This window comes from Bradyrhizobium sp. 521_C7_N1_3, assembly GCF_052075975.1.
GTDB lineage: Bacteria > Pseudomonadota > Alphaproteobacteria > Rhizobiales > Xanthobacteraceae > Bradyrhizobium > Bradyrhizobium japonicum.
The window spans coordinates 8,826,394-8,844,453 of the sequence record NZ_CP197232.1 but is presented as its reverse complement, the minus strand read 5'-3'; the positions used below and the strand labels follow the sequence as shown (position 1 = coordinate 8,844,453).

Here is an 18,060-nt window from a genome sequence, read left to right as displayed (position 1 = left end):
TTCTCCCTCAAACGGCCGGTGTTTTTAACCGGTCGTATAAAACACTAGCGCATGGCCGTCAGCCGATCTAGCGGCATCTTGTCAGACCTAGGTCGTGGGGTGTCGGGCCAGCGGAGATGCTTAATCCGCGCATCGATCCAATCGCCGCATCAATTCGGCCGGATCAATTCGCGATGGTCCGGGCAGCGCCGGACGATCGCCGTCCTCAGTTGGACTTCGCGTTTTCCTTGGCGTTCTCGGCCGTCGGCGAATCTGGCGGCGCAGGGTGCTTCTCGCCGGTGATGCGCCGCTTCAGGAGGTCCAGGAAGGGGGACGCGGCAGGCGACTGGCGGATCAGGCTTTCGGGGTCGGGGAAGATCAGCGGATCGTCCCAGGGACCCTGCACCATGAAGGGCAATTGAAAGCCGGACGTCGTGTTGAGGCTCGCCACGCCCTTCATGTCGTATTCGCGCGTCGGCACCGAGGCAGTGCCCGTCAGCGTGATCTTCGCAGCCGGCCCCTCGATGCGGATGTCCTCGGCGGTGGCGATCCCATCGGAGAATTTCACCGCGACGGTGAGGGTGTCATAAGGGGTCGAGCCGTTGCGGAAATTGCCGCCACCCGACAGCGGCCGCCGCTCAAGCCGCTTCAGGAGCTGCTCGGCGTTGAAGCCCGAGATCGCACCGTCGTGCCCGGTCACGGTGGCAGTGCCGTCGAGCGACTGCACGAGGCCGAACGGACTGGAGCCGGAGGCCAGCAACGAGACGTTGATGTTGCCGCGGCCGGACAGCTTGTTGAGGCCGAACAATTCGGAGGCGCAGGCCTGGAGATCGACATCGGTGAACTGGAATTGCGCCTTGACGTCGGCGACGGTGTCGGAGCGCGCGATCCCGAACGAGCCCTTGGCGATGCCGCCATAGACCTGAGCTTCGCCGACCGAGAGCGCCAGCGTGCCGTTGCGCAAATTGGCGCCTATCGCGGTGCGGCCGAGCTTCGACGTCCCGACTGTCAACCTGGCTGCCGACAGGCGCATGTCGAGGTCGGTGGTCGAAAGCCCGTTGAGATCGAACAGCTGCCTGTTCCAGTCGCGGGCGCCGCTGGCGAGCAGGCGGAAGGTCGAAATGTAAGGTGTGAAGTCGAGCGCGTCGGCGGCAAGTGTCGCTTGCAGCGTCTGCCGGCCGTTATTGGCGTAGGTCATCACGCCCTCGGCGGCGTTGCCGTCGAGCTCGACATTGACGTTGGTGAGCGCGATCGAGGCGCCGACGACATTGGCGCGCGCCTTCAGCGCGAAGCGGCCGAAGCCGCCGCTGCCGGGTTGCGGCTGACCGGTCCAGCGCAACGCGTTGCGCAAGGATGGGCTGTCGATGGTGAGCGTGCCTTCCATCATCGGGCTGGTGCGGTTGGCGACGCTGCCGTCGAAGGCGAGCTTGAGCGGGGCGCTGGCGATCCGCGCCTTCAGCCCGGAGCGGTCGCCGGAAAGGGCGGCGACGAAATCGGCGAAGCTGATCGAGCCGTCGACGCGCTCGCCGCGCCAGTCGAATTGTCCGGTCGCGGCGAAGGACCGCGAGATCGATGGCCAGGCCAGCGACAGGTCGATGTCCTCGAACTTCTCGGCGGCGTGCGTGGTGGCGTCCTCGTAATTGAGCACACCGTCCTGGATCCTGATCTCGGAGAACGACACCTGGTTGTCGGCGCCCGGCTTCATGGTGCGGGCAATGGTCTGGATGAAGGGCGTCCAGTTGCTTTCGCCATCCTGCTTCAGGCTGACATGGATGCGCGGCCGCAGCAGGGTCAGGTCGGCGATCTCGAACCGCTGCAGCAGCAGCGGCAGCAGCCGGAGATTGGCGGTGAGCACGTCGACATGGAGCGCGGGATCGCTGGTGCCGCCGCCCTTCAGGCCGACGTCATGGAAGGAAATGTAGCTCGCCGGCAGCACCGAAATGTCGATGCTGCCTGCCACGCTGAGCTCGAGCCCGGTGACGTCGCGGATCTGCGTTTCCACCGCCTTGCGCAGCGCGTCGCGGTTGATGAGCCAGGAGGTCGCGATCAGGGCGATCAGCGCGAGGCCGAGCAGCGCCGCGATCGGCGTCCCGAGGCGCTTCATTCCTTGGGCCATGGTCAATGGCATGTCCTGATCGGGTTGGTCGCTGGAGCCAGAAGGGTGGACCATGAAACCTGCGTGCCCACGCCCAACCCCCGCAACTTGATGGGTTTTCTTGTCGCTTTCAAGGCCGCGGACGGGTCTGCCCACGGCGTGGGCAGCTTCTATCACCGGAGGGCGGAACGGAGAACCCCGTATCATTGACGGCTTTGGAGGATTTCGCCTAATAATCGCCGCCAATGAGGCGCGACGCCTGCCAGCCGAAGGTTCACCCGAAGGTTATTTGCATGAACAAGGTCTATCCCGACGCCAAGTCGGCTCTCGAAGGCGTTCTGAAAGACAACATGATGATCATGTCGGGCGGCTTCGGCCTCTGCGGCATCGCCGAGGAGCTGTCGGACGCGATCCGTGAGTCCGGCGTCAAGGGCCTGACGGTCGTTTCCAACAATGCCGGCGTCGACGGCATCGGCCTCAGCCGCCTGCTCGAAACCCGCCAGATCAAGAAGATGATCTCGTCCTATGTCGGCGAGAACAAGCTGTTCGCCCAGCAATTCCTGGCCGGCGAGCTGGAACTCGAATTCAATCCGCAGGGCACGCTGGCCGAGCGCATCCGCGCCGGCGGCGCCGGTATCCCGGCCTTCTACACCAAGACCGGCGTCGGCACGCTGATTGCCGAAGGCAAGGAAGTGAAGGAGTTCGACGGCGAGAAGTACCTGATGGAGCGCGGCCTGTTCGCCGACCTCGCCATCGTGCACGCCTGGAAGGGCGACACCGCCGGCAATCTGATCTACCGCAAGACCGCGCGCAACTTTAATCCGATGATGGCGACCGCCGCCAAGATCACGGTCGCCGAGGTCGAGCATCTGGTTCCGGCCGGTGAACTCAATCCCGACCACATCCACACGCCCGGCATCTTCGTGAAGCGCATCGTCGAGGTCGGCACGGCCAAGAAGCGCATCGAATTCCGCAACACCCGCCCGCGCACGGCAGCTTGAGATCAGGAGACTAAGATGGCCTGGACCCGTGAACAGATGGCTGCGCGCGCCGCCAAGGAACTGCGTGACGGCTACTACGTCAATCTCGGCATCGGCATCCCGACGCTGGTCTCGAACTTCATCCCCGACGGCGTCGATGTCAGCCTCCAGAGCGAGAACGGCATGCTCGGCATGGGACCGTTCCCCTATGAGGACGAGGTGGATGCCGACCTCATCAATGCTGGCAAGCAGACCGTGAGCGAGCTGCCGTCGACCTCGTATTTTTCGAGCGCGGATTCCTTCGGAATGATCCGCGGCGGCCACATGGACCTGTCGATCCTCGGCGCCATGCAGGTGGCCCAGAACGGCGATCTCGCCAACTGGATGATCCCCGGCAAGATGGTCAAGGGCATGGGCGGCGCGATGGATCTCGTCGCCGGCGTCAAGCGCGTCGTCGTCGTGATGGAGCATTCGGCCAAGGACGGCTCGAAGCTGCTGAAGAAGTGCAACCTGCCGCTGACCGGCGAGCGCGTGGTCGACATGGTCGTCACCGATCTCGCCGTCTTCACCATCGACAAGCATGGCGACGGCGGCATGGCGCTGATCGAGCTCGCCGACGGCGTCTCGCTCGACGAGGTGAAGGCCAAGACCGAAGCCGAATTCCGCGTCGCGCTGAAGAATACGTAAGGTCGTCGCTAAGGGGGCGCGCATGACGATACGGTCTGCGCGTCCCGAAGACGCCGATTTCATCGCACAAACCATCCTGTCGTCGCAGCGCGGCTACCGGCCGCGCGGCTGGTTCGACGTCGCGCTCGGCTTGCCCCAGGCGCAGTGCCGCGATTTCATCGCGCGCATCACGACCGCACACGCGGTGTCGATGTGGCATGTCTCGCAATTCCTGATCGCCGAGATCGACGGCAAGCCTGCTGCCGCGTTGTGCGCTCTGCCGGCGGCCGGCACGGGACCTGCGGCCTGGCGTGCCATCGAGGAGGTCGGTGCCGCGACCGGGCTTGCCGCGCCGGAGCTGGAAGCCATCCGTCGCCGCGGCACCTACACGCGCGCCTGCTGGGTTCAGGGCGGCGAGGGCGACTGGATGATCGAGCACGTCGCGACCGATCCCGCCTATGGCGGTCGGGGCCTCGTGCAGGCGTTGCTTGCGCACGCACTGGATAAGGGACGAGCGGCCGGATTTGCCCGCGCGACGATATCGTTCCTGATCGGCAATCAGCCGGCCGAACGCGCCTACGCCAAGGCAGGATTTGTCTTTGCCGAAGAGAAGCGCGATCCCGCGTTCGAGGCGATCATCGGCGCGCCCGGATTTCGCATGTTTGCGCGAACGATGTGACGCGCCGTAGCCCGGATGGAGCGTAGCGAAATCCGGGGTGCTCATGGATGGTCCGATCCCGGATTGCGCTGCGCTCCATCCGGGCTACTCGGCGATACCTACGACCTCGCCGCCCACACCTTGCCCCACCGCGCCGACGCGCTTGCGACCCATGACGGCTCCTCGCGTACCAGGCGGAAGCCGAGATTGGCGGGCGGCACACCTTGCGCGCAGCCGCCGGCGCGGGCGTCGCGGATGAAGTCGGTGACGTAGGCGCGGTGCGCACCCTCGGCGATGCGCACGCCGCAATTCACGGTCGCCCGGCCGGCATTGCCGGCCTCGTCGATCCGCGAGCGCACGAAGCAGGTCGAGGTCCATTCCCAGACATTGCCGGCGAGATCTTCGATTCCATGCTCGTTCGCTCCGAACTTGCCGAACGGATAGGCCGTGGTGTCGGAGAGGTCGCGCTCGGATTCACGCTCGTAGCGGCTGAGCCAGCGCCTTGAAGGATCATCTGCGTCCACAGGCGCGCCGTCGTCCCTGAACCGGGAGCCGGCCGCAAAGGCCCATTCCGCGTCGCTCGGCAGGCGATAGGTGTGGCCGGTCTTGCGCGATAGCCAGCCCGCGTAGGCCTGCGCATCGTGCCAGCTCACCTGGACCGCGGGACGATCGGACGCAATCGCGACGCCGCGATCGAGCGCACGGCACGCGCCATCCTGCACGCAAAGCTGATAGTCGGATGACGAGACCTGGTGCCGCATGATGTGCAGCGGCCGGTTGAAGCGCATCGCACGCAGCGGCACTTCGGCCTGCAGCCCCGCGCGGGTGAAATCGCCGGCCTCGCGATAGGAGAGACCGCCCGGCGCGACCCTGACGATGGCAGGCTCCGTCGCCGTACCATGGACCGCCATGTCCGAGACCAGCGGCGCCACCGCGATCGGCCCTGCGAGCCCGGCAGCGCAGGCGAGCAGCAGTTTCAGCTTGAATGCGATCAGCATGGTAATCCCCCGAAGAAGGAAGGGGCCGGCGATGACCGGCCCCTTGTCGCGTCTAGTTGGTGTTGGGGGCCGGTATCTCCGCGGGCGCCTTCACCTGGGTCATCAGATCGTCGTTCCACTTGCCTTCGACCTTGAAGTGCGCGGTGGCGCCGAGGTCGGCGGCCTCGATCAGATTATGCGTGACATAGGCGTAGATGCCGGGCTGCAGGAACTTGTAGAGCGCCGCTCCCGCCGAGCCGCCGCGGATGAACCAGGTCTCGAGTCCCGTCTCCGGCGCGTTGGAGAATTTTCCGGTCTCCCAGACGTAGTCGCCATGGCCGCCGATCAGGTGCGGACGGCTGTCGCGATTGGCCTGCGAATGCACGATCAGCACGTTCTCGCCGACCTTGGCCGTCAGCGCGTTCTTGCCGGTGAGCGCGCCGACCTTGCCGTTGAACACGACGTGGGAGGGGATCAGCTTCTTCATCACCTCTTCGGTCTCGGTGAAGGCTTCGCCCGGCGAATCGTAGGACTTGAAGTTGCCCTTCTCGTCGCGCGGCACATACATGTCCTGCTCGCCGACATAGTAGACCTCGTCGTATTTCAACGCGTGGCCCTTGCCGTCGTTCAGGCCGTCGCGCGGCAGCACCATCACCGCGCCGTTCATGCCGGAGACGACATGCCAGGGGATCATCGGGCCGCCCGGGGCGCAGTGATAGACGAACACGCCGGTCCGCGTTGCCTTCCAGCGCAGCACGACCTGCTCACCGGGATTGACCAGCGTGAGCTCGGCGCCGCCGAGCGCGCCGGTCGCGGAGTGGAAGTCGATGTTGTGCGGCATGGTGTTGGTCGCGGGATTGACCAGCGTCACCTCGACATAGTCGCCCTCATGCACGACCATCAGCGGGCCCGGCATCGAGCCGTTGAAGGTCATGGCCTGGAACGTGGTGCCCTTGTCGTCGATGACGACCTTCTTCTCCTCGATGTTGAGCTTGAACTCGACGATCTTGGGCGACTGCGTCGTGGCCTGCTCGTGCGCGTGCACGAAGGGCGGTGCGACCAGCTCGACCTTCTGCCGCGGCAGCTTGAGGTCGCCGGCGGCGAACGTGGGTGTCGCGAGCATCAGGGCGGTCGCGGCGGCGCTGATCAATGCGGCTCTGCGGGTGAACATCGGAAGCATCCTTCATCTGAAAGGGTTTTGATGACGGATGCAGTCTGCGCCTGTTACGGCAAGAGTGTTTGCGCTGCGACAAGCTTTTGCCGAATTCGCCTCCGGTAAAATCCTTAGGAGGTTTGCCGAAGCGCGTATCGGCCGTGCGAAGCGCACGACGTCGCGCGGCGTCAGTTGCGCCAGCGGCAAATCGTTCGCATGTTCAGCTGCGCTCGATTGTGAATCTATGGTTGTCGATCAGAGAAGCTGGATCGCAATCCAGACCGTGCCCCAGACCGCGAGCGACAGCGCGGCAAAGATGGCGGCGGTGATCGCCAGCACCCGCACGAGATGACCTGCGCCGACGGAGGGTGCTGCGGGGACGGGACGAAAATCGTCGAAGCGCGGGATATGACCGCGAACGCCGGTGAGCCAGAGAACGAGATCGAGCGCGAGCGAGGCCATGGCCTATCTCCAGTGAGTCATGATTGAACGTCATCATGGCTTCGATCCGGCGCTCGGACTTTGAGCGAGCGCAAGGTGGTCCGCCCGAAAACGGGTCATCCAATGCCATCCGGGATTTGCCGCGCCACCGCGCGGCGTCGATTTACGAATGGGTAAGATATGAGGACCGATCTCGCAGCGAGCTACGGCGAGGAGAGACTGCCGCGCTACACGAGCTATCCGACCGCACCGCATTTCTCGCCGGCGGTCGGCCCGGATACTTATGCCGAATGGCTCGCCGGGCTCCCGGCAGGCGCCAGCGCGTCACTCTATCTGCATGTGCCGTTCTGCCGCGAGATGTGCTGGTATTGCGGCTGCCATACCCAGATCGTCCGCCGCGACGGGCTGATCGCGGCCTATCAGCGGACGCTGCGCAGCGAGATCGCGCAGGTGTCTGAGACCATCGGGCGCCGCATCAAGGTCGAGCACATCCATTTCGGTGGCGGCACGCCCACCATCATGGCGCCGGAGGCCTTTGCCGAGTTGATGGCGGCGATGCGCCATTCGTTCTTCGTGCTGCCGTCGGCCGAGATCGCGGTCGAGATCGACCCGCGCACGCTGACATCGGAGATGGTGGAGGCCATGCGGCTCTCCGGCGTCAACCGCGCCAGCCTGGGCGTGCAGAGCTTCGATCCGGTCGTGCAGCGCGCGATCAATCGCGTGCAGAGCTATGAGCAGACGGCTTCCGTCGTCGATAGGCTGCATGGCGCCGGCATCAACGGGATCAACTTCGACCTCATCTATGGGCTGCCGCACCAGACGGTCGCGTCCTGCCTGGACACCGTTCGGCGCAGCCTCGAGCTCGGGCCCGATCGTTTCTCGGTGTTCGGCTATGCGCACGTGCCTGACTTCAAGAAACACCAGCGCATGATCAACGAGGCCGCGCTGCCTGACGGCCTCGCGCGTCATGACCAGGCCTGCGCGATCGCCAATGCGTTGAAGGAGGCCGGCTACGTGCAGATCGGGCTCGACCATTTCGCGCGCCCGGACGACGCCATGGCCGTGGCCTTCGAGGAGCGGACGCTGCGGCGCAATTTTCAGGGCTACACCACCGACAAGGGCGAAGTCCTGCTCGGGTTCGGCGCGAGCGCGATCGGGCATCTGCCGCAGGGCTATGTGCAGAACCAGGTGCAGATCGGCGCCTACGCGCAGAGCATCGCCGCCGGCCGCCTCGCCACCGCGAAGGGCTACGGGCTCACCGACGACGACCGGCTCCGCGCCGACATCATCGAGCGCATCATGTGCGAGTTCAGCGCCGATCTCGGCGACATCTGTGCGCGCCATGGCGCGGAACCCGAAGCGATGCTGCAATCGGCCGCGCGCCTGAAGCCGTTGATCTCGGACGGCATCGTCAGGCTCGACGGCGACCGTCTTGCGGTCGCAAGCGATTCGCGCTTCCTGGTCCGCAGCGTTGCCGCGGCGTTCGACGCGCATCTGGATCCGGCGAAGCAGTTGCACAGCAGGGCGGTGTAGTTGGTCATTCCGGGGCGCGCGAAGCGCGAGCCCGGAATCCATCGTGCAGCGCGTGAGCTAGAGGAATGGATTCCGGGCTCGCGCCAAGCGGCGCCCCCCGGAATGACGGGAGGAGAGATCTCGACCCAGCTTGCTCTCCAACAAAGAAACCGCCGCCCCCTTCGCTATCGTCACTTCGGAACGGAGTTGTCCATGCCTTTCCGATCCGACGATCTGGTCGATGACATCATGCGCGCGGCACCGCACACGATCCGCGTGTTCCTCGCCTTCAGGATGGCTTGCGTCGGCTGTCCGATCGCGACCTTCCATACCGTGGAGGACGCCTGCCGCGAGCATGGCATCGATCGCGACAAATTCCTCGCCGCGCTGTGCGAATGCGTGCCGGCGTGAGGCGGGTCGGAGTTCGCGCGGGTCGCGCGCGGACTCCCGGGTGAGGGCAGGCTTGCGCCGTAAGCGGAAGCGCCCTCACCCCTATCTTACGCAGAATTGCCGTCCGCCGTGTGCTCCGCCAGCACGACGATCTTGTGCGGATCGCGCAGGATGATGCGCTGGCGGCCGCTCTCGACGAGGCCCTGGCTCTCCCAGCCGCTCAGGATGCGGCTGACGGTGTGCAGCGTGGTGCCGGTCATCTGCGCGATGTCCTGTCGGCTGATCGGGAAGTCGATCTCGATGCCGTGGTCGAGCTTCTTGCCGGACTGTTTTGCGAGCCGCAGCAGCGCATGCGCGACGCGCTGCTCGACCTGCTGGGTCGACATTTCCAGGATGCGGGTATGGCTCTCCTGCAGCCGCGCGCCGACGGTTTGCAGCGTGTTGACGGCAATCGCCGGAAACCGCTCGATCAGCCGCGGCCAGGCCGAATTCGGCCAGATCAGCACCACGCTGTCGTCGACCGCCATCGCGGTCGCCGGATAGTGCGCGGCTCCGATCGCCATCGCGAGCCCGAAGGTCTCGCCGGGGGCGACATAGCGCACCACGATCTGCTCGCCGGTCGGGGTGGTCTTGGCCGCGCGGACATGGCCGTGCAGCAGCAGGAAGAAGGATTGCGCGTCGGCGCCCTGTTCGAAAATGGCGGTGTTCCTGGGGTACCGCGCCGAGCGGGCCTCGCGCAGGATTTCGTCGAGGTCCTCCGGCTTGACGCCGGAAAACAGCGGCAAATGCGCAACCAGCGATGTGTCGACCTTGGCCATTCTGCCTCCTTGGCGCCCGGGAGTGTGATGGCACCTGTATTCGTCAGGCAGTTTGCGATAGCGCAAAACGGGCCGGCCGGACGGCAGTATTTTTCCAGATGACGATCCAAGTGACCGTCCGAATTCAGAGGAGTTGCCCCCATGGCTGGCGCCCGATCCCGTAACTTTGAGGGCTGGCCGCTGTTTGCGAACAGCTTTCGGCCGTTTTTCCTGCTCGCCGCGATCCAGGCCGGGCTTTCTATCCTGGCGTGGCTGCCGATGTTCTACGGCGAATTGTCGGTCAGTTCGGCCTTCGCGCCGCGCGACTGGCACGTCCACGAAATGCTCTATGGCTTCCTGCCGGCGGTGATCACGGGATTCCTGTTCACGGCGATCCCGAACTGGACGGGGCGGCTGCCGATCCAGGGGACATCGCTGGGCGCGCTGCTGGTGGTCTGGCTGGCCGGACGTTTTGCAGTGACCCTGTCCGCCGATATCGGTTGGGCGTTCGCACTCGTCGTCGATGCCGCTTTCCTGGCATTGGTCGTTGCCGCGGCCACGCGCGAGATCATCGCAGGCGGCAATTGGCGCAATTTGCCGGTGGTGGTGCTCGTGTTGGTGCTGCTCGCCGGCAACGTCGCCTTCCATCTCGAAGCGCACTTCGAGGGCGCGGCCGATGTCAGCATCCGCGTCGGCATCGGCGTGGTCGTGCTGCTGATCTCGCTGATCGGCGGCCGCATCATCCCGAGCTTCACCCGCAACTGGCTGGTCAAGTTCAATCCCGGCCGCCTGCCGGTGCCGTTCGGACGCTTTGACGGCGCGGTGATCGGATTGAGCGCGCTCGCGCTGATCGCATGGATCGTAGCGCCGCTGAACACGGTCACCGGCGCGGTGATGGCGCTCGTCGGTGTGCTCCATCTGGTGCGGTTCGCGCGCTGGGCTGGCGACCGCACGTCGCGCGAGTGGCTGTTGCTGATCCTGCATGTCGGGTACGTCTTCGTGCCGCTCGGTTTTCTCCTCAACGCCCTGGCCGGCTTCGGCCTGCTGCCGCCGAGCGCGGGCATTCACGCCTGGATGACGGGAGCTGCCGGAATCATGACACTTGCGGTGATGACGCGCGCGAGCCTTGGCCATACCGGGCAGGCGCTGACGGCGTCACGCGCCACCCAGGGCATCTATGTCGCGATCATCATCGCGGCACTGGCGCGGGTGGCTGCTGTTGTGTTGCCGGCGCAAAGCGATGTGCTGCTGCATATTGCGGCCTGCGGCTGGATCGTCGCGTTCCTCGGCTTTGCCGCCGCATTCGGACCGCTGCTCGCCGGAAATCCCCGGCGCGCGCTTGCCATCATGGGCGTCCCGGCTCCGGTACGCTGAGCCTAGGCTGCGGACGCCGAGGGAACGCCGACGGGCTTGGCCAGCGGCCGCACGCCCTTGCGCCATGCGGTGATGGTGCAGCCGAAGCGGCCGCGGAACCAGCGCGCCATCGCGCTCTGTGCGGAGAAGCCGAGCTGGGTGGCGATATCGGCCAGCGGCCGGCCGGGGTCGTCGATCAGCTGGGTCACGAGATCGGCGCGCTGCGCATCGAGGATCGCTGAGAAGCTGGTGCCTGATGCGGCGAGGTGCCGGTGGATGGTGCGGCGGGTGCAGGCGAGATGCTCGGCGACGCGCTCGACCGTGCAGTCGCCGCTTGCGAGCAGGATGCGCACCACCTCGTCGACCTTCTCCTCCCAGCTTGCCGGCCGCGTCTCGATCGCCTCGATCCGCTTGCGCAGATAGCTCGCGATCAGCGGATGCGCGCTCGGGATCCGCCGCTCCATGTCATGCGCCGACAACAGGATCGCATCGTCATCGGCATTGAAGCTGACGCGACAACCGAAGAAGTCGCGGTAGCGCTTGTGGTCGTGCGGCGGCGGATAATGCAGATGCACCTCGAGCGGCCGCCAATCGTTGCTGAACAGCGACTGGATGATGCGGTGGATGCTGCCGAGTGCCATGTCGATCGACTGGCGCGGCGCGGTCGGCTGCCGGCCGCGCAGATGCAGCGTGAGGGTCACGGTCTGCTTGTTGCGGGTGACGTCCAGCTTCATGCCGTCGTGATGGACATGGATGAAGCGCGAGAACGCTTCGATCGCCTCACTGACGGTGGCCTGTTCGCGCACGATCAAGCCGACCGCGCCGAAATTGGTCAGGCCGCCGCGCTCAGCGAGCCGCAAGCCGAAATCCTCGGCACCCGACGCCTCTGCCGACAATTCGAGCAGCCGGCGCAGGCTGGTCACGGCAATGGGGGTATCGGGCTTGTCGAGCACGGCCAGCGGCAGCCTGACCTTGCGCATCATCTGTTTCGGGTCGAGCCCGACCGACCGGGCGACATCCGGGTAGTAGCTCAAGCCTGCGCTGCGAATGAGGTCGGTCATGCGACCCGTTCCTGCCAGCCATTCCCGCAGATGTCCCGAAATGTAAAGTTTCTGTCCCGATCCGTCAAATCCAGGAACAGGATGGAACATACATAAGGGAAGCCGAAGCACGGGCGTGAATGCCGTGCGTATGACGGCGCGGCGCGACGATGCCCCGCCGCCGTCTCGGCCCATTTGACCAAGACATTGCTGGATCGGGATGATGCCGGGAAACATGCTTTCCAAGGGTGAGGTATTCGTCATTGAAACTGACGCGGCCTCCCGCGAACAACTTTCAATGGCGCTTCAACAGAGCGCTTATGACGTGATCTGTTTTGCCGACGGCGCGTCGCTGCTCTCGGAAGCCAAGGCGCGGATGCCGGCCTGTGTGTTGCTGGAGATGCCGCCGGATCGCTCCGCCCTCGACGTGCTCAAGCGCCTGCGCGAGGAGAACTGCATGGCGCCGGTCCTGGTGACCTCGGCGAACGGCAGCATCGCCATGGCGGTCGATGCGATCAAGAGCGGCGCGGCCGACTTCATCGAGAAACCGTTCCGCACCCACGACGTCGTCGGCCGGATCGATGCCGCCATCGACGAGTTCGCGCAGCCCGGTTCGAACCGGCAACGCTGGCTGCCCGGCTGCGAGCCCCTGACCGGGCGCGAAGGCGATGTGCTCGAGCACCTTGCTGCCGGTCTGACCAACAAGGAGATCGCCCGGCGCATGCATCTGAGCGCGCGGACGGTCGAAGGCTATCGTGCCGGCATCCTGAAGAAGGCCGGCGCCCGCAACGTGACCGATCTGCTCCGCCGCATCTTCGGCCAGGGGTCGCCCATTCAGGTCTAAGGATCCGAATTCAACGGCTTCGCCACGGGACGACGACACGTTCCGTGGCCTTGGTGCCGCCGCGGCGGCGCCCCGCGGAAACCCCAATCGAACCAGTTCCTTCCCTGCCGCGTCCAACCATGTTGGCGAGGCATTCGATCGAACGCGTCCGGCTGGCGGCGCGGCGATACGGCAGGAGGGACTTTATGCGCATCACCGCAAGATGTTTGGCAACGACGAGCCTGGTTCTGGTGACCATGGCGGCCGCGTCGCCATCGTGGGCCGCCGATGTGGACGCCACATCGGCCATCGACACCGTCACGGTCTATCCCGACGGCGCCACGGTCACCCGAGTCATCGCGCTGGACCTCGCCTCCGGCGACAGCACGCTGGTCGCCAAGGACTTTCCGCTCTCGCTCGATCCGTCCTCCCTGCGGGTCGAGGGCGAGGCGGGCGCAAAACTCACCATCGGTACCATCGACGCCCGGCCGCCGCGCGCGGCACAACCCGCGAATCTGCCCGAGCTCGATAAGCGCATCGAGGCGTTGAAGGATCAGCGGGCCGATCTGCAAGGCGATATCGACGCGGCCAACGCCCGGCGCAAATTCGCGCAGCACTTTGCGGAGGCTTCTCCCGCCGGCCTTGGCGAGAAGGGCGAGGCTCGGCCGATCACTGAATGGCGCGCGGCCTTTACCGCGGTCGCCGAGGAGATCGCGACCGCCGACACCGCGATCCGCGACGCCACGCGAAAGCAGCGCGAGATCGATCGGCAGCTCGCGCAGCTGGAAGCGGAGCGTTCGGCCAAGCCGCCGAGCAAGCTCGAGGTTCGCATCGATGTCGCCGCCGCCGCCGCGACGAAGGCGACGTTGCGGGTGACTTATGCAGTCCGCAATGCGCGCTGGCTGCCGCTGTATGACGCCCGGCTCGACACCGGTGCCAAGGACCGCAAGCCGCAGCTCGAGCTGGTTCGCCGCGCCGAGGTGACACAGTCGACCGGCGAAGACTGGTCGAATGTCAGCCTCGGTGTTTCCACCGTTCGCGTCAGCCGCGGCGGCAGCGCGCCGGAGCTGAATTCGCTGGTTGTGAGGTATCCGCAACTGCCGAAGCCGCTGGCATTGGGCACGGCGTCGGACATGGCGATGCCCGCGCAGCCGATGACGCGGCAGGCGCAATCTCCGGCGATGGCGAAAGCGGCGGAGCCCGAGCTGCGCGAGCGCGCGGACGAGCAGCAGGCCAACGCCGAGATCGGCGATTTCCAGGCTGTGTATCAGATCAGCGGCCGCGTCAGTCTCGGCGCCAATGAGGGCGCCAAGAGCCTGCTCATCTCCTCCATGACGGTGACGCCCGACCTCGCCATCCGCGCCGCCCCGGTCGCGGATCCCACCGCTTACCTCGAGGCATCATTCAAGCTTGCCGAGGATACCAATCTGCTGCCCGGTAAGGTCGCGATCTTCCGCGACGGCACGTTCGTCGGTCGCAGCAAATTCTCGACCGCCGCGCGGAACGACGCGATCCGGCTCGGCTTCGGCGCCGACGACAAGATCAAGATCGAGCGCACCGTCATCAGGCAGAACGAAGGCACGGCTGGCGTGATCGCGTCCTCCAAGACCGACACGCGTTCGTTCCGCACCGTCGTTCGCAACGGGCACGACTTCCCGATCCGCATCGCGATCGAGGATCAGCTTCCGGTCAGCGAGAACGAGGATATTGGCGTCGAGATGCTGTCCTCGACCACGCCGCCCACGACCACCAATCTGCGCGACAAGCGCGGCGTGCTGGAATGGGCGTTCGACGCAAAACCCGGCGAGATCAAGGAGATCAAATTCGCCTGGCGCGTCCGCTGGCCCAAGGACAAGGGCATCGTCATGGCGCCGGCGGGGTAAACTCTCGCCTTTGCGGCGCTTCCTTACCTCGCCCCGCAAGCGCGGCGAGGGAGTGCACCTTCACCGCGAAGCAGGCGCCGCCGCCCGCATCGATTGCGGCAGCACGTAGGGCACGCCGTCGTCGGCCTGATGGACGACGGCGTCGATCTCGAAGATGTCGCGGATGGTCTCGCGCGTGACGATCTTGCTGCGCGGACCGTCGGCCGCAAGCCTGCCGCCGTTCAGCACGATCAGCCGGTCGGCGAAGCGGATCGCGAGGTTGAGGTCGTGCAGGATCGCGATCACGGCCGTGCCGCCGGCGGCACGGCGGCGCGCGGCTTCGACGAGGTCGATCTGGTGGCGCAGATCGAGGCTCGATGTCGGCTCGTCCAGCAGCAGGAGCCCCGGACCGTGTTCCGCTTCGCCACAGGCAAGCTGCACCAGCACGCGGGCGAAATGGGTGCGCTGCTGCTCGCCGCCCGATAGCGTCGGCAATTGCCGTTCGCGAAAATGCGCGAGGCCGACCTCGTCCAGCGCGGCATCGACCAGTGGGCCGGCATCGCGCAGGCCGCGGTCGCCCGCGCCCATCAACACGATCTCCTCGACCGTGAAGGGGAAGGTGACGTTGATGTGCTGGGACAGCATCGCGCGGCGCGCGGCAAGCTCGCGCGGCGTATAGCTGCTGACGTCGCGCTGCTTCAGGTGCACCTCGCCGTCGCTCGGGCGGAGATCGCCGGAGAGCAGCCGCAGCAGCGTCGACTTGCCGGCGCCGTTCGGGCCGATGATGGCGACCATCTCGCCGGCTTCAACCGACAGACCGACCCCATCGAGCAGCGTGGCGCGGCCGGCGCGCTTGCTGAGACCTCGCGCCTCGATCACGGCGCTCATAGCGAGGCGAGCCCGCGCTGGCGCAGCAGGATGCCGAGGAAGACCGGCGCGCCGACCGCGGCGGTCAAGATGCCGATCGGCATCTCCGCGGGCGCCACGATGGTGCGCGCCAGCGTGTCGGCGCCGACCATCAGAATGGCGCCGAGCAGCACCGAGGCCGGCAGCAGCAGCCGATGCGCAGGTCCAATAACGAGACGGAGCAGATGCGGCACGACGATGCCGACGAAGCCGATGACGCCGCTGATCGACACCGCGACCCCGGTCATGGCGGAGACCATGACGATCGAGATCCGCTTGAGGCGCTCGACGTCGACGCCGCCGTGAAACGCGTCGGCCTCGCCGAGCACCAGCAGGTCGAGGCCGCGGGCAATATACGCGCAGGCGCCGAGCCCGATGATGAGGATCGGCGCGAGCACGGCGGCCTTGGTCCAGGTCGCGCCGCTCATTGAGCCCAGCAGCCAGAAGGTAATGTCGCGAAGCTGGCGGTCGTCGGCGATGAACACCAGAAGCCCGATGCCGGCATTGGTGATGGCGGTGATGGCGACGCCGGCGAGCAGGAAGATCGCGATCGAGGTCCGCCCGGCGCGGCTGGAGATGCCGTAAAGGATCGCGGTGGTGACCAGCGATCCCGCGAAGGCCGCGAGCGGCAAGAGCTCGGTCTGAAGGAAGCGCAATGTCTCGCCGAAGCGCGAGTCCGTGAACACGATCGCGCTTGCGGCCGCCAGCGCGCCGCCGCTGGAGACGCCGACCAGCGCGGGATCCGCGAGCGGGTTGCGAAACAATCCTTGCATGATGGCGCCGGCTGCGGCGAGCAGGCCGCCGACCATCGCGGTTGCCGCGATCCGGGGAATCCGGATCGACCATAGCACCAGCTGGTCGCGCGCCGTCATGGCGTCGGCGGCGGTGTTGCCTGCAAGACCGAGTGCGGCGGGCAAGCGAGAGAGGGGAATGCCGGCTGCGCCCACGGTCAGCGCGACGATGGCGGTGGCCGCGAGGATCACCAAGAGCAGGGGAATGGCAATCGACGTAAATCGCCGTCCTGCGCCCGCGCGCCGCGGGCTCCGCGAGTCCGTCCCGATCGCCACGCTCATTGCCGACAGTTCGCCGCCGACAACGCCGACGTGAAGGCGCCGCCATCGGCCAATGCCGGATACAGCTTGACGGAGAGATCACGGGCCGCCGCGGCCGTGCGCGGGCCGAAGCCGAGCAGATAAAGCCCGTCCATCGTGATAAAACTCTTGTTGGCGGCGACCGGCGTCAGGGCGAAGCCGGGATGGGCGTAGACCGCGTCGGCCTGCAATGAATCCTTGCCGCGCTCGATCGACAGCACGACGTCGGGTTTTGCCGCGACGATCGCCTCGTCGCCGATGTTCTTGTAGCCGTCGTAGTCCTCGACCGCGTTGGTGGCGCCTGCGAGCTGGATGATCTCGTCGGCGGCGGTCTTGTGGCCGGCGACCATTGCCCGTCCGTTCAGGAGCGACATCACGAACATCACGCGGACCGGCTTCGTGACCTTGGCACGCAGCGCGCGCAGCTGCGCAAGATCGGCGCTGACCGCGGTCGCCAGGCATTCGGCGCGTGCATCGACGCCCATGGCATGGCCGACCAGCTTGATCTTCTCGATCAGGCCTTCCTCCGAGAAGGTCTCGGGCACCAGCACCAGCGGCACCTTCGCCGTCTCCAGGAGGTCCATGGTCTCGCGCGGGCCCGATCCCTGGATCGCCAGGATCAGGGTCGGGTTGAGGCCCAGCACGCCCTCGGCCGAGATCTGGCGCATGTAGCCGACATTGGGTTTGTCGTGCAGCGCCGCCGCCGGATAGAGGCTCGTGGTGTCGACGCCGACCAGGCGGCTCTCCAGCCCGAGCGCATAGAGGATCTCGGTGATGGCGCCGCCGATCGAGACCGTGCGGGCGAAGTCGGCAACGGCGACATCGCGATTGCGCGCATCATGCACCGTGATACCGGCGGCGTGCGCGGTCGAGGCGAGCGCGATGGTGCCGGTGAGCAGGAGGTTTGCAAGGGTGCGACAAAATGTCATTGCAGGTTACTTCGTCAGGATCAGCTTGTTCTGCGAGGTCAGGCGAAGGCGATAGGCGTCCTCGCCATGCGCGATGATGATCTCGCGCTCCGCCGCAAACAGCTCGCGGCTGTCGATCCGGCTCCCGCGCATAATGAGAGTTCTCGTTGTTGCAGAAGGACTTTGTGCATGCCCGGCTGCATCGCCGTTGCCGTCTCCTGATCTTGCTGACATGATGAGTGTGATGCGCTTTCAAAATCTTGCTGTGCTGTTTGTTTGTATAAGCGGCACCAAGCGCATTCCAACGGCAGCAATTTACAATCGATATAAACTGCGGCCTCGTGACATTGACCGCCAGAGTGTGGCCACGTTACCAAATGTAACAATGCGGGCCGGGGGGCCTGCACCAGAAAATAGCCAGCCAGTCGC

The 18,060-nt window shown here is 65.9% G+C and carries 18 protein-coding genes; 8 read left to right on the top strand and 10 right to left on the bottom strand.

All coding sequences use genetic code 11. The annotated features are described in order from the left end of the window. Positions 1-205: 205 nt before the first annotated feature. Positions 206-2,095: an AsmA family protein gene (locus tag AB7008_RS41835; protein WP_441261282.1), complete on the bottom strand. Its 1,890-nt coding sequence runs from the start codon at positions 2,093-2,095 to the stop codon at positions 206-208. 272 nt (positions 2,096-2,367) lie between these two features. Between AB7008_RS41835 and AB7008_RS41830 the strand changes: the two genes are divergently transcribed. Genes AB7008_RS41830 through AB7008_RS41820 form a run of 3 tightly spaced genes read left to right on the top strand, consistent with a single transcriptional unit; the run spans position 2,368 to position 4,399 of the window. Next, entirely contained in the window at positions 2,368-3,075 is a 708-nt protein-coding gene (locus tag AB7008_RS41830) for a CoA transferase subunit A (RefSeq protein WP_028151658.1), read from the top strand. Between the two features lie 15 nt (positions 3,076-3,090). Then, positions 3,091-3,741, top strand: a complete 651-nt coding sequence (locus tag AB7008_RS41825) for a 3-oxoacid CoA-transferase subunit B (protein ID WP_011089829.1) — start codon at positions 3,091-3,093, stop codon at positions 3,739-3,741. Positions 3,742-3,763: 22 nt separating this feature from the next. Further along, the gene (locus AB7008_RS41820; RefSeq protein WP_441260741.1) at positions 3,764-4,399 is read left to right on the top strand and encodes a GNAT family N-acetyltransferase; all 636 of its coding nucleotides are present in this window, start codon (positions 3,764-3,766) and stop codon (positions 4,397-4,399) included. 98 nt (positions 4,400-4,497) lie between these two features. Here the strand turns inward: AB7008_RS41820 and AB7008_RS41815 are convergent, their stop codons facing one another. From AB7008_RS41815 to AB7008_RS41805, 3 genes are all read right to left on the bottom strand, one after another. Beyond that, positions 4,498-5,376, bottom strand: a complete 879-nt coding sequence (locus AB7008_RS41815) for an SUMF1/EgtB/PvdO family nonheme iron enzyme (RefSeq protein WP_441260740.1) — start codon at positions 5,374-5,376, stop codon at positions 4,498-4,500. A 52-nt stretch (positions 5,377-5,428) separates the two neighbouring features. Further along, on the bottom strand, positions 5,429-6,526 hold the full coding sequence (gene nirK, locus AB7008_RS41810; protein ID WP_441260739.1) for a copper-containing nitrite reductase: 1,098 nt from the start codon (positions 6,524-6,526) through the stop codon (positions 5,429-5,431). 237 nt (positions 6,527-6,763) lie between these two features. Next, positions 6,764-6,970 carry a hypothetical protein gene (locus AB7008_RS41805; RefSeq protein WP_028161027.1) on the bottom strand — a complete coding sequence of 69 codons (207 nt, stop codon included), beginning with the start codon at positions 6,968-6,970 and terminating at the stop codon, positions 6,764-6,766. Between the two features lie 159 nt (positions 6,971-7,129). Between AB7008_RS41805 and hemN the strand changes: the two genes are divergently transcribed. Then, positions 7,130-8,482: an oxygen-independent coproporphyrinogen III oxidase gene (gene hemN, locus AB7008_RS41800; protein WP_441260738.1), complete on the top strand. Its 1,353-nt coding sequence runs from the start codon at positions 7,130-7,132 to the stop codon at positions 8,480-8,482. 192 nt (positions 8,483-8,674) lie between these two features. Then, positions 8,675-8,872, top strand: coding sequence for a DUF1858 domain-containing protein (locus AB7008_RS41795; RefSeq protein WP_014492467.1), 198 nt, complete (start codon positions 8,675-8,677; stop codon positions 8,870-8,872). 86 nt (positions 8,873-8,958) lie between these two features. On the opposite strand, the gene AB7008_RS41790 is transcribed toward AB7008_RS41795, so the two are convergent. Next, a complete protein-coding gene (locus AB7008_RS41790) occupies positions 8,959-9,669 on the bottom strand; it encodes a Crp/Fnr family transcriptional regulator (RefSeq protein ID WP_441260737.1) in 711 nt (236 codons plus the stop codon). 141 nt (positions 9,670-9,810) lie between these two features. Between AB7008_RS41790 and AB7008_RS41785 the strand changes: the two genes are divergently transcribed. Continuing rightward, entirely contained in the window at positions 9,811-11,022 is a 1,212-nt protein-coding gene (locus tag AB7008_RS41785; RefSeq protein ID WP_441260736.1) for an NnrS family protein, read from the top strand. A gap of 2 nt (positions 11,023-11,024) precedes the next feature. Here AB7008_RS41785 and AB7008_RS41780 read toward each other — a convergent pair whose 3' ends face one another. After that, on the bottom strand, positions 11,025-12,062 hold the full coding sequence (locus AB7008_RS41780) for an AraC family transcriptional regulator (protein WP_441260735.1): 1,038 nt from the start codon (positions 12,060-12,062) through the stop codon (positions 11,025-11,027). A 202-nt stretch (positions 12,063-12,264) separates the two neighbouring features. On the opposite strand from AB7008_RS41780, the gene AB7008_RS41775 reads away from it, so the two are divergent. Both AB7008_RS41775 and AB7008_RS41770 read left to right on the top strand, forming a co-directional pair. After that, positions 12,265-12,885, top strand: coding sequence for a response regulator transcription factor (locus tag AB7008_RS41775; protein ID WP_028161020.1), 621 nt, complete (start codon positions 12,265-12,267; stop codon positions 12,883-12,885). Between the two features lie 185 nt (positions 12,886-13,070). Next, positions 13,071-14,747: a mucoidy inhibitor MuiA family protein gene (locus AB7008_RS41770; protein WP_441260734.1), complete on the top strand. Its 1,677-nt coding sequence runs from the start codon at positions 13,071-13,073 to the stop codon at positions 14,745-14,747. A 60-nt stretch (positions 14,748-14,807) separates the two neighbouring features. Here AB7008_RS41770 and AB7008_RS41765 read toward each other — a convergent pair whose 3' ends face one another. Genes AB7008_RS41765 through AB7008_RS41750 form a run of 4 tightly spaced genes read right to left on the bottom strand, consistent with a single transcriptional unit; the run spans position 14,808 to position 17,865 of the window. After that, entirely contained in the window at positions 14,808-15,614 is an 807-nt protein-coding gene (locus AB7008_RS41765; protein WP_441260733.1) for a heme ABC transporter ATP-binding protein, read from the bottom strand. Further along, on the bottom strand, positions 15,611-16,705 hold the full coding sequence (locus AB7008_RS41760) for a FecCD family ABC transporter permease (RefSeq protein WP_441260732.1): 1,095 nt from the start codon (positions 16,703-16,705) through the stop codon (positions 15,611-15,613). The genes AB7008_RS41765 and AB7008_RS41760 overlap by 4 nt, the downstream gene beginning before the upstream one ends. Next, positions 16,702-17,652: a heme/hemin ABC transporter substrate-binding protein gene (locus AB7008_RS41755; RefSeq protein ID WP_259222233.1), complete on the bottom strand. Its 951-nt coding sequence runs from the start codon at positions 17,650-17,652 to the stop codon at positions 16,702-16,704. The genes AB7008_RS41760 and AB7008_RS41755 overlap by 4 nt, the downstream gene beginning before the upstream one ends. Positions 17,653-17,658: 6 nt before the next feature. After that, positions 17,659-17,865, bottom strand: coding sequence for a hemin uptake protein HemP (locus AB7008_RS41750; RefSeq protein WP_441260731.1), 207 nt, complete (start codon positions 17,863-17,865; stop codon positions 17,659-17,661). Positions 17,866-18,060 lie beyond the last annotated feature (195 nt).

What these genes read in the sequence shown, in the direction of transcription:
- AB7008_RS41750 (WP_441260731.1), bottom strand. Translation starts at nt 17,865, where the DNA reads ATGTCAGCAAGATCAGGAGACGGCAACGGCGATGCAGCCGGGCATGCA.
- nirK (WP_441260739.1), bottom strand. Translation starts at nt 6,526, where the DNA reads ATGTTCACCCGCAGAGCCGCATTGATCAGCGCCGCCGCGACCGCCCTG.
- AB7008_RS41815 (WP_441260740.1), bottom strand. Translation starts at nt 5,376, where the DNA reads ATGCTGATCGCATTCAAGCTGAAACTGCTGCTCGCCTGCGCTGCCGGG.
- AB7008_RS41820 (WP_441260741.1), top strand. Translation starts at nt 3,764, where the DNA reads ATGACGATACGGTCTGCGCGTCCCGAAGACGCCGATTTCATCGCACAA.
- AB7008_RS41770 (WP_441260734.1), top strand. Translation starts at nt 13,071, where the DNA reads ATGCGCATCACCGCAAGATGTTTGGCAACGACGAGCCTGGTTCTGGTG.
- AB7008_RS41835 (WP_441261282.1), bottom strand. Translation starts at nt 2,095, where the DNA reads ATGGCCCAAGGAATGAAGCGCCTCGGGACGCCGATCGCGGCGCTGCTC.
- AB7008_RS41755 (WP_259222233.1), bottom strand. Translation starts at nt 17,652, where the DNA reads ATGACATTTTGTCGCACCCTTGCAAACCTCCTGCTCACCGGCACCATC.
- AB7008_RS41765 (WP_441260733.1), bottom strand. Translation starts at nt 15,614, where the DNA reads ATGAGCGCCGTGATCGAGGCGCGAGGTCTCAGCAAGCGCGCCGGCCGC.
- AB7008_RS41785 (WP_441260736.1), top strand. Translation starts at nt 9,811, where the DNA reads ATGGCTGGCGCCCGATCCCGTAACTTTGAGGGCTGGCCGCTGTTTGCG.
- hemN (WP_441260738.1), top strand. Translation starts at nt 7,130, where the DNA reads ATGAGGACCGATCTCGCAGCGAGCTACGGCGAGGAGAGACTGCCGCGC.
- AB7008_RS41830 (WP_028151658.1), top strand. Translation starts at nt 2,368, where the DNA reads ATGAACAAGGTCTATCCCGACGCCAAGTCGGCTCTCGAAGGCGTTCTG.
- AB7008_RS41805 (WP_028161027.1), bottom strand. Translation starts at nt 6,970, where the DNA reads ATGGCCTCGCTCGCGCTCGATCTCGTTCTCTGGCTCACCGGCGTTCGC.
- AB7008_RS41790 (WP_441260737.1), bottom strand. Translation starts at nt 9,669, where the DNA reads ATGGCCAAGGTCGACACATCGCTGGTTGCGCATTTGCCGCTGTTTTCC.
- AB7008_RS41775 (WP_028161020.1), top strand. Translation starts at nt 12,265, where the DNA reads ATGCCGGGAAACATGCTTTCCAAGGGTGAGGTATTCGTCATTGAAACT.
- AB7008_RS41795 (WP_014492467.1), top strand. Translation starts at nt 8,675, where the DNA reads ATGCCTTTCCGATCCGACGATCTGGTCGATGACATCATGCGCGCGGCA.
- AB7008_RS41825 (WP_011089829.1), top strand. Translation starts at nt 3,091, where the DNA reads ATGGCCTGGACCCGTGAACAGATGGCTGCGCGCGCCGCCAAGGAACTG.
- AB7008_RS41760 (WP_441260732.1), bottom strand. Translation starts at nt 16,705, where the DNA reads ATGAGCGTGGCGATCGGGACGGACTCGCGGAGCCCGCGGCGCGCGGGC.
- AB7008_RS41780 (WP_441260735.1), bottom strand. Translation starts at nt 12,062, where the DNA reads ATGACCGACCTCATTCGCAGCGCAGGCTTGAGCTACTACCCGGATGTC.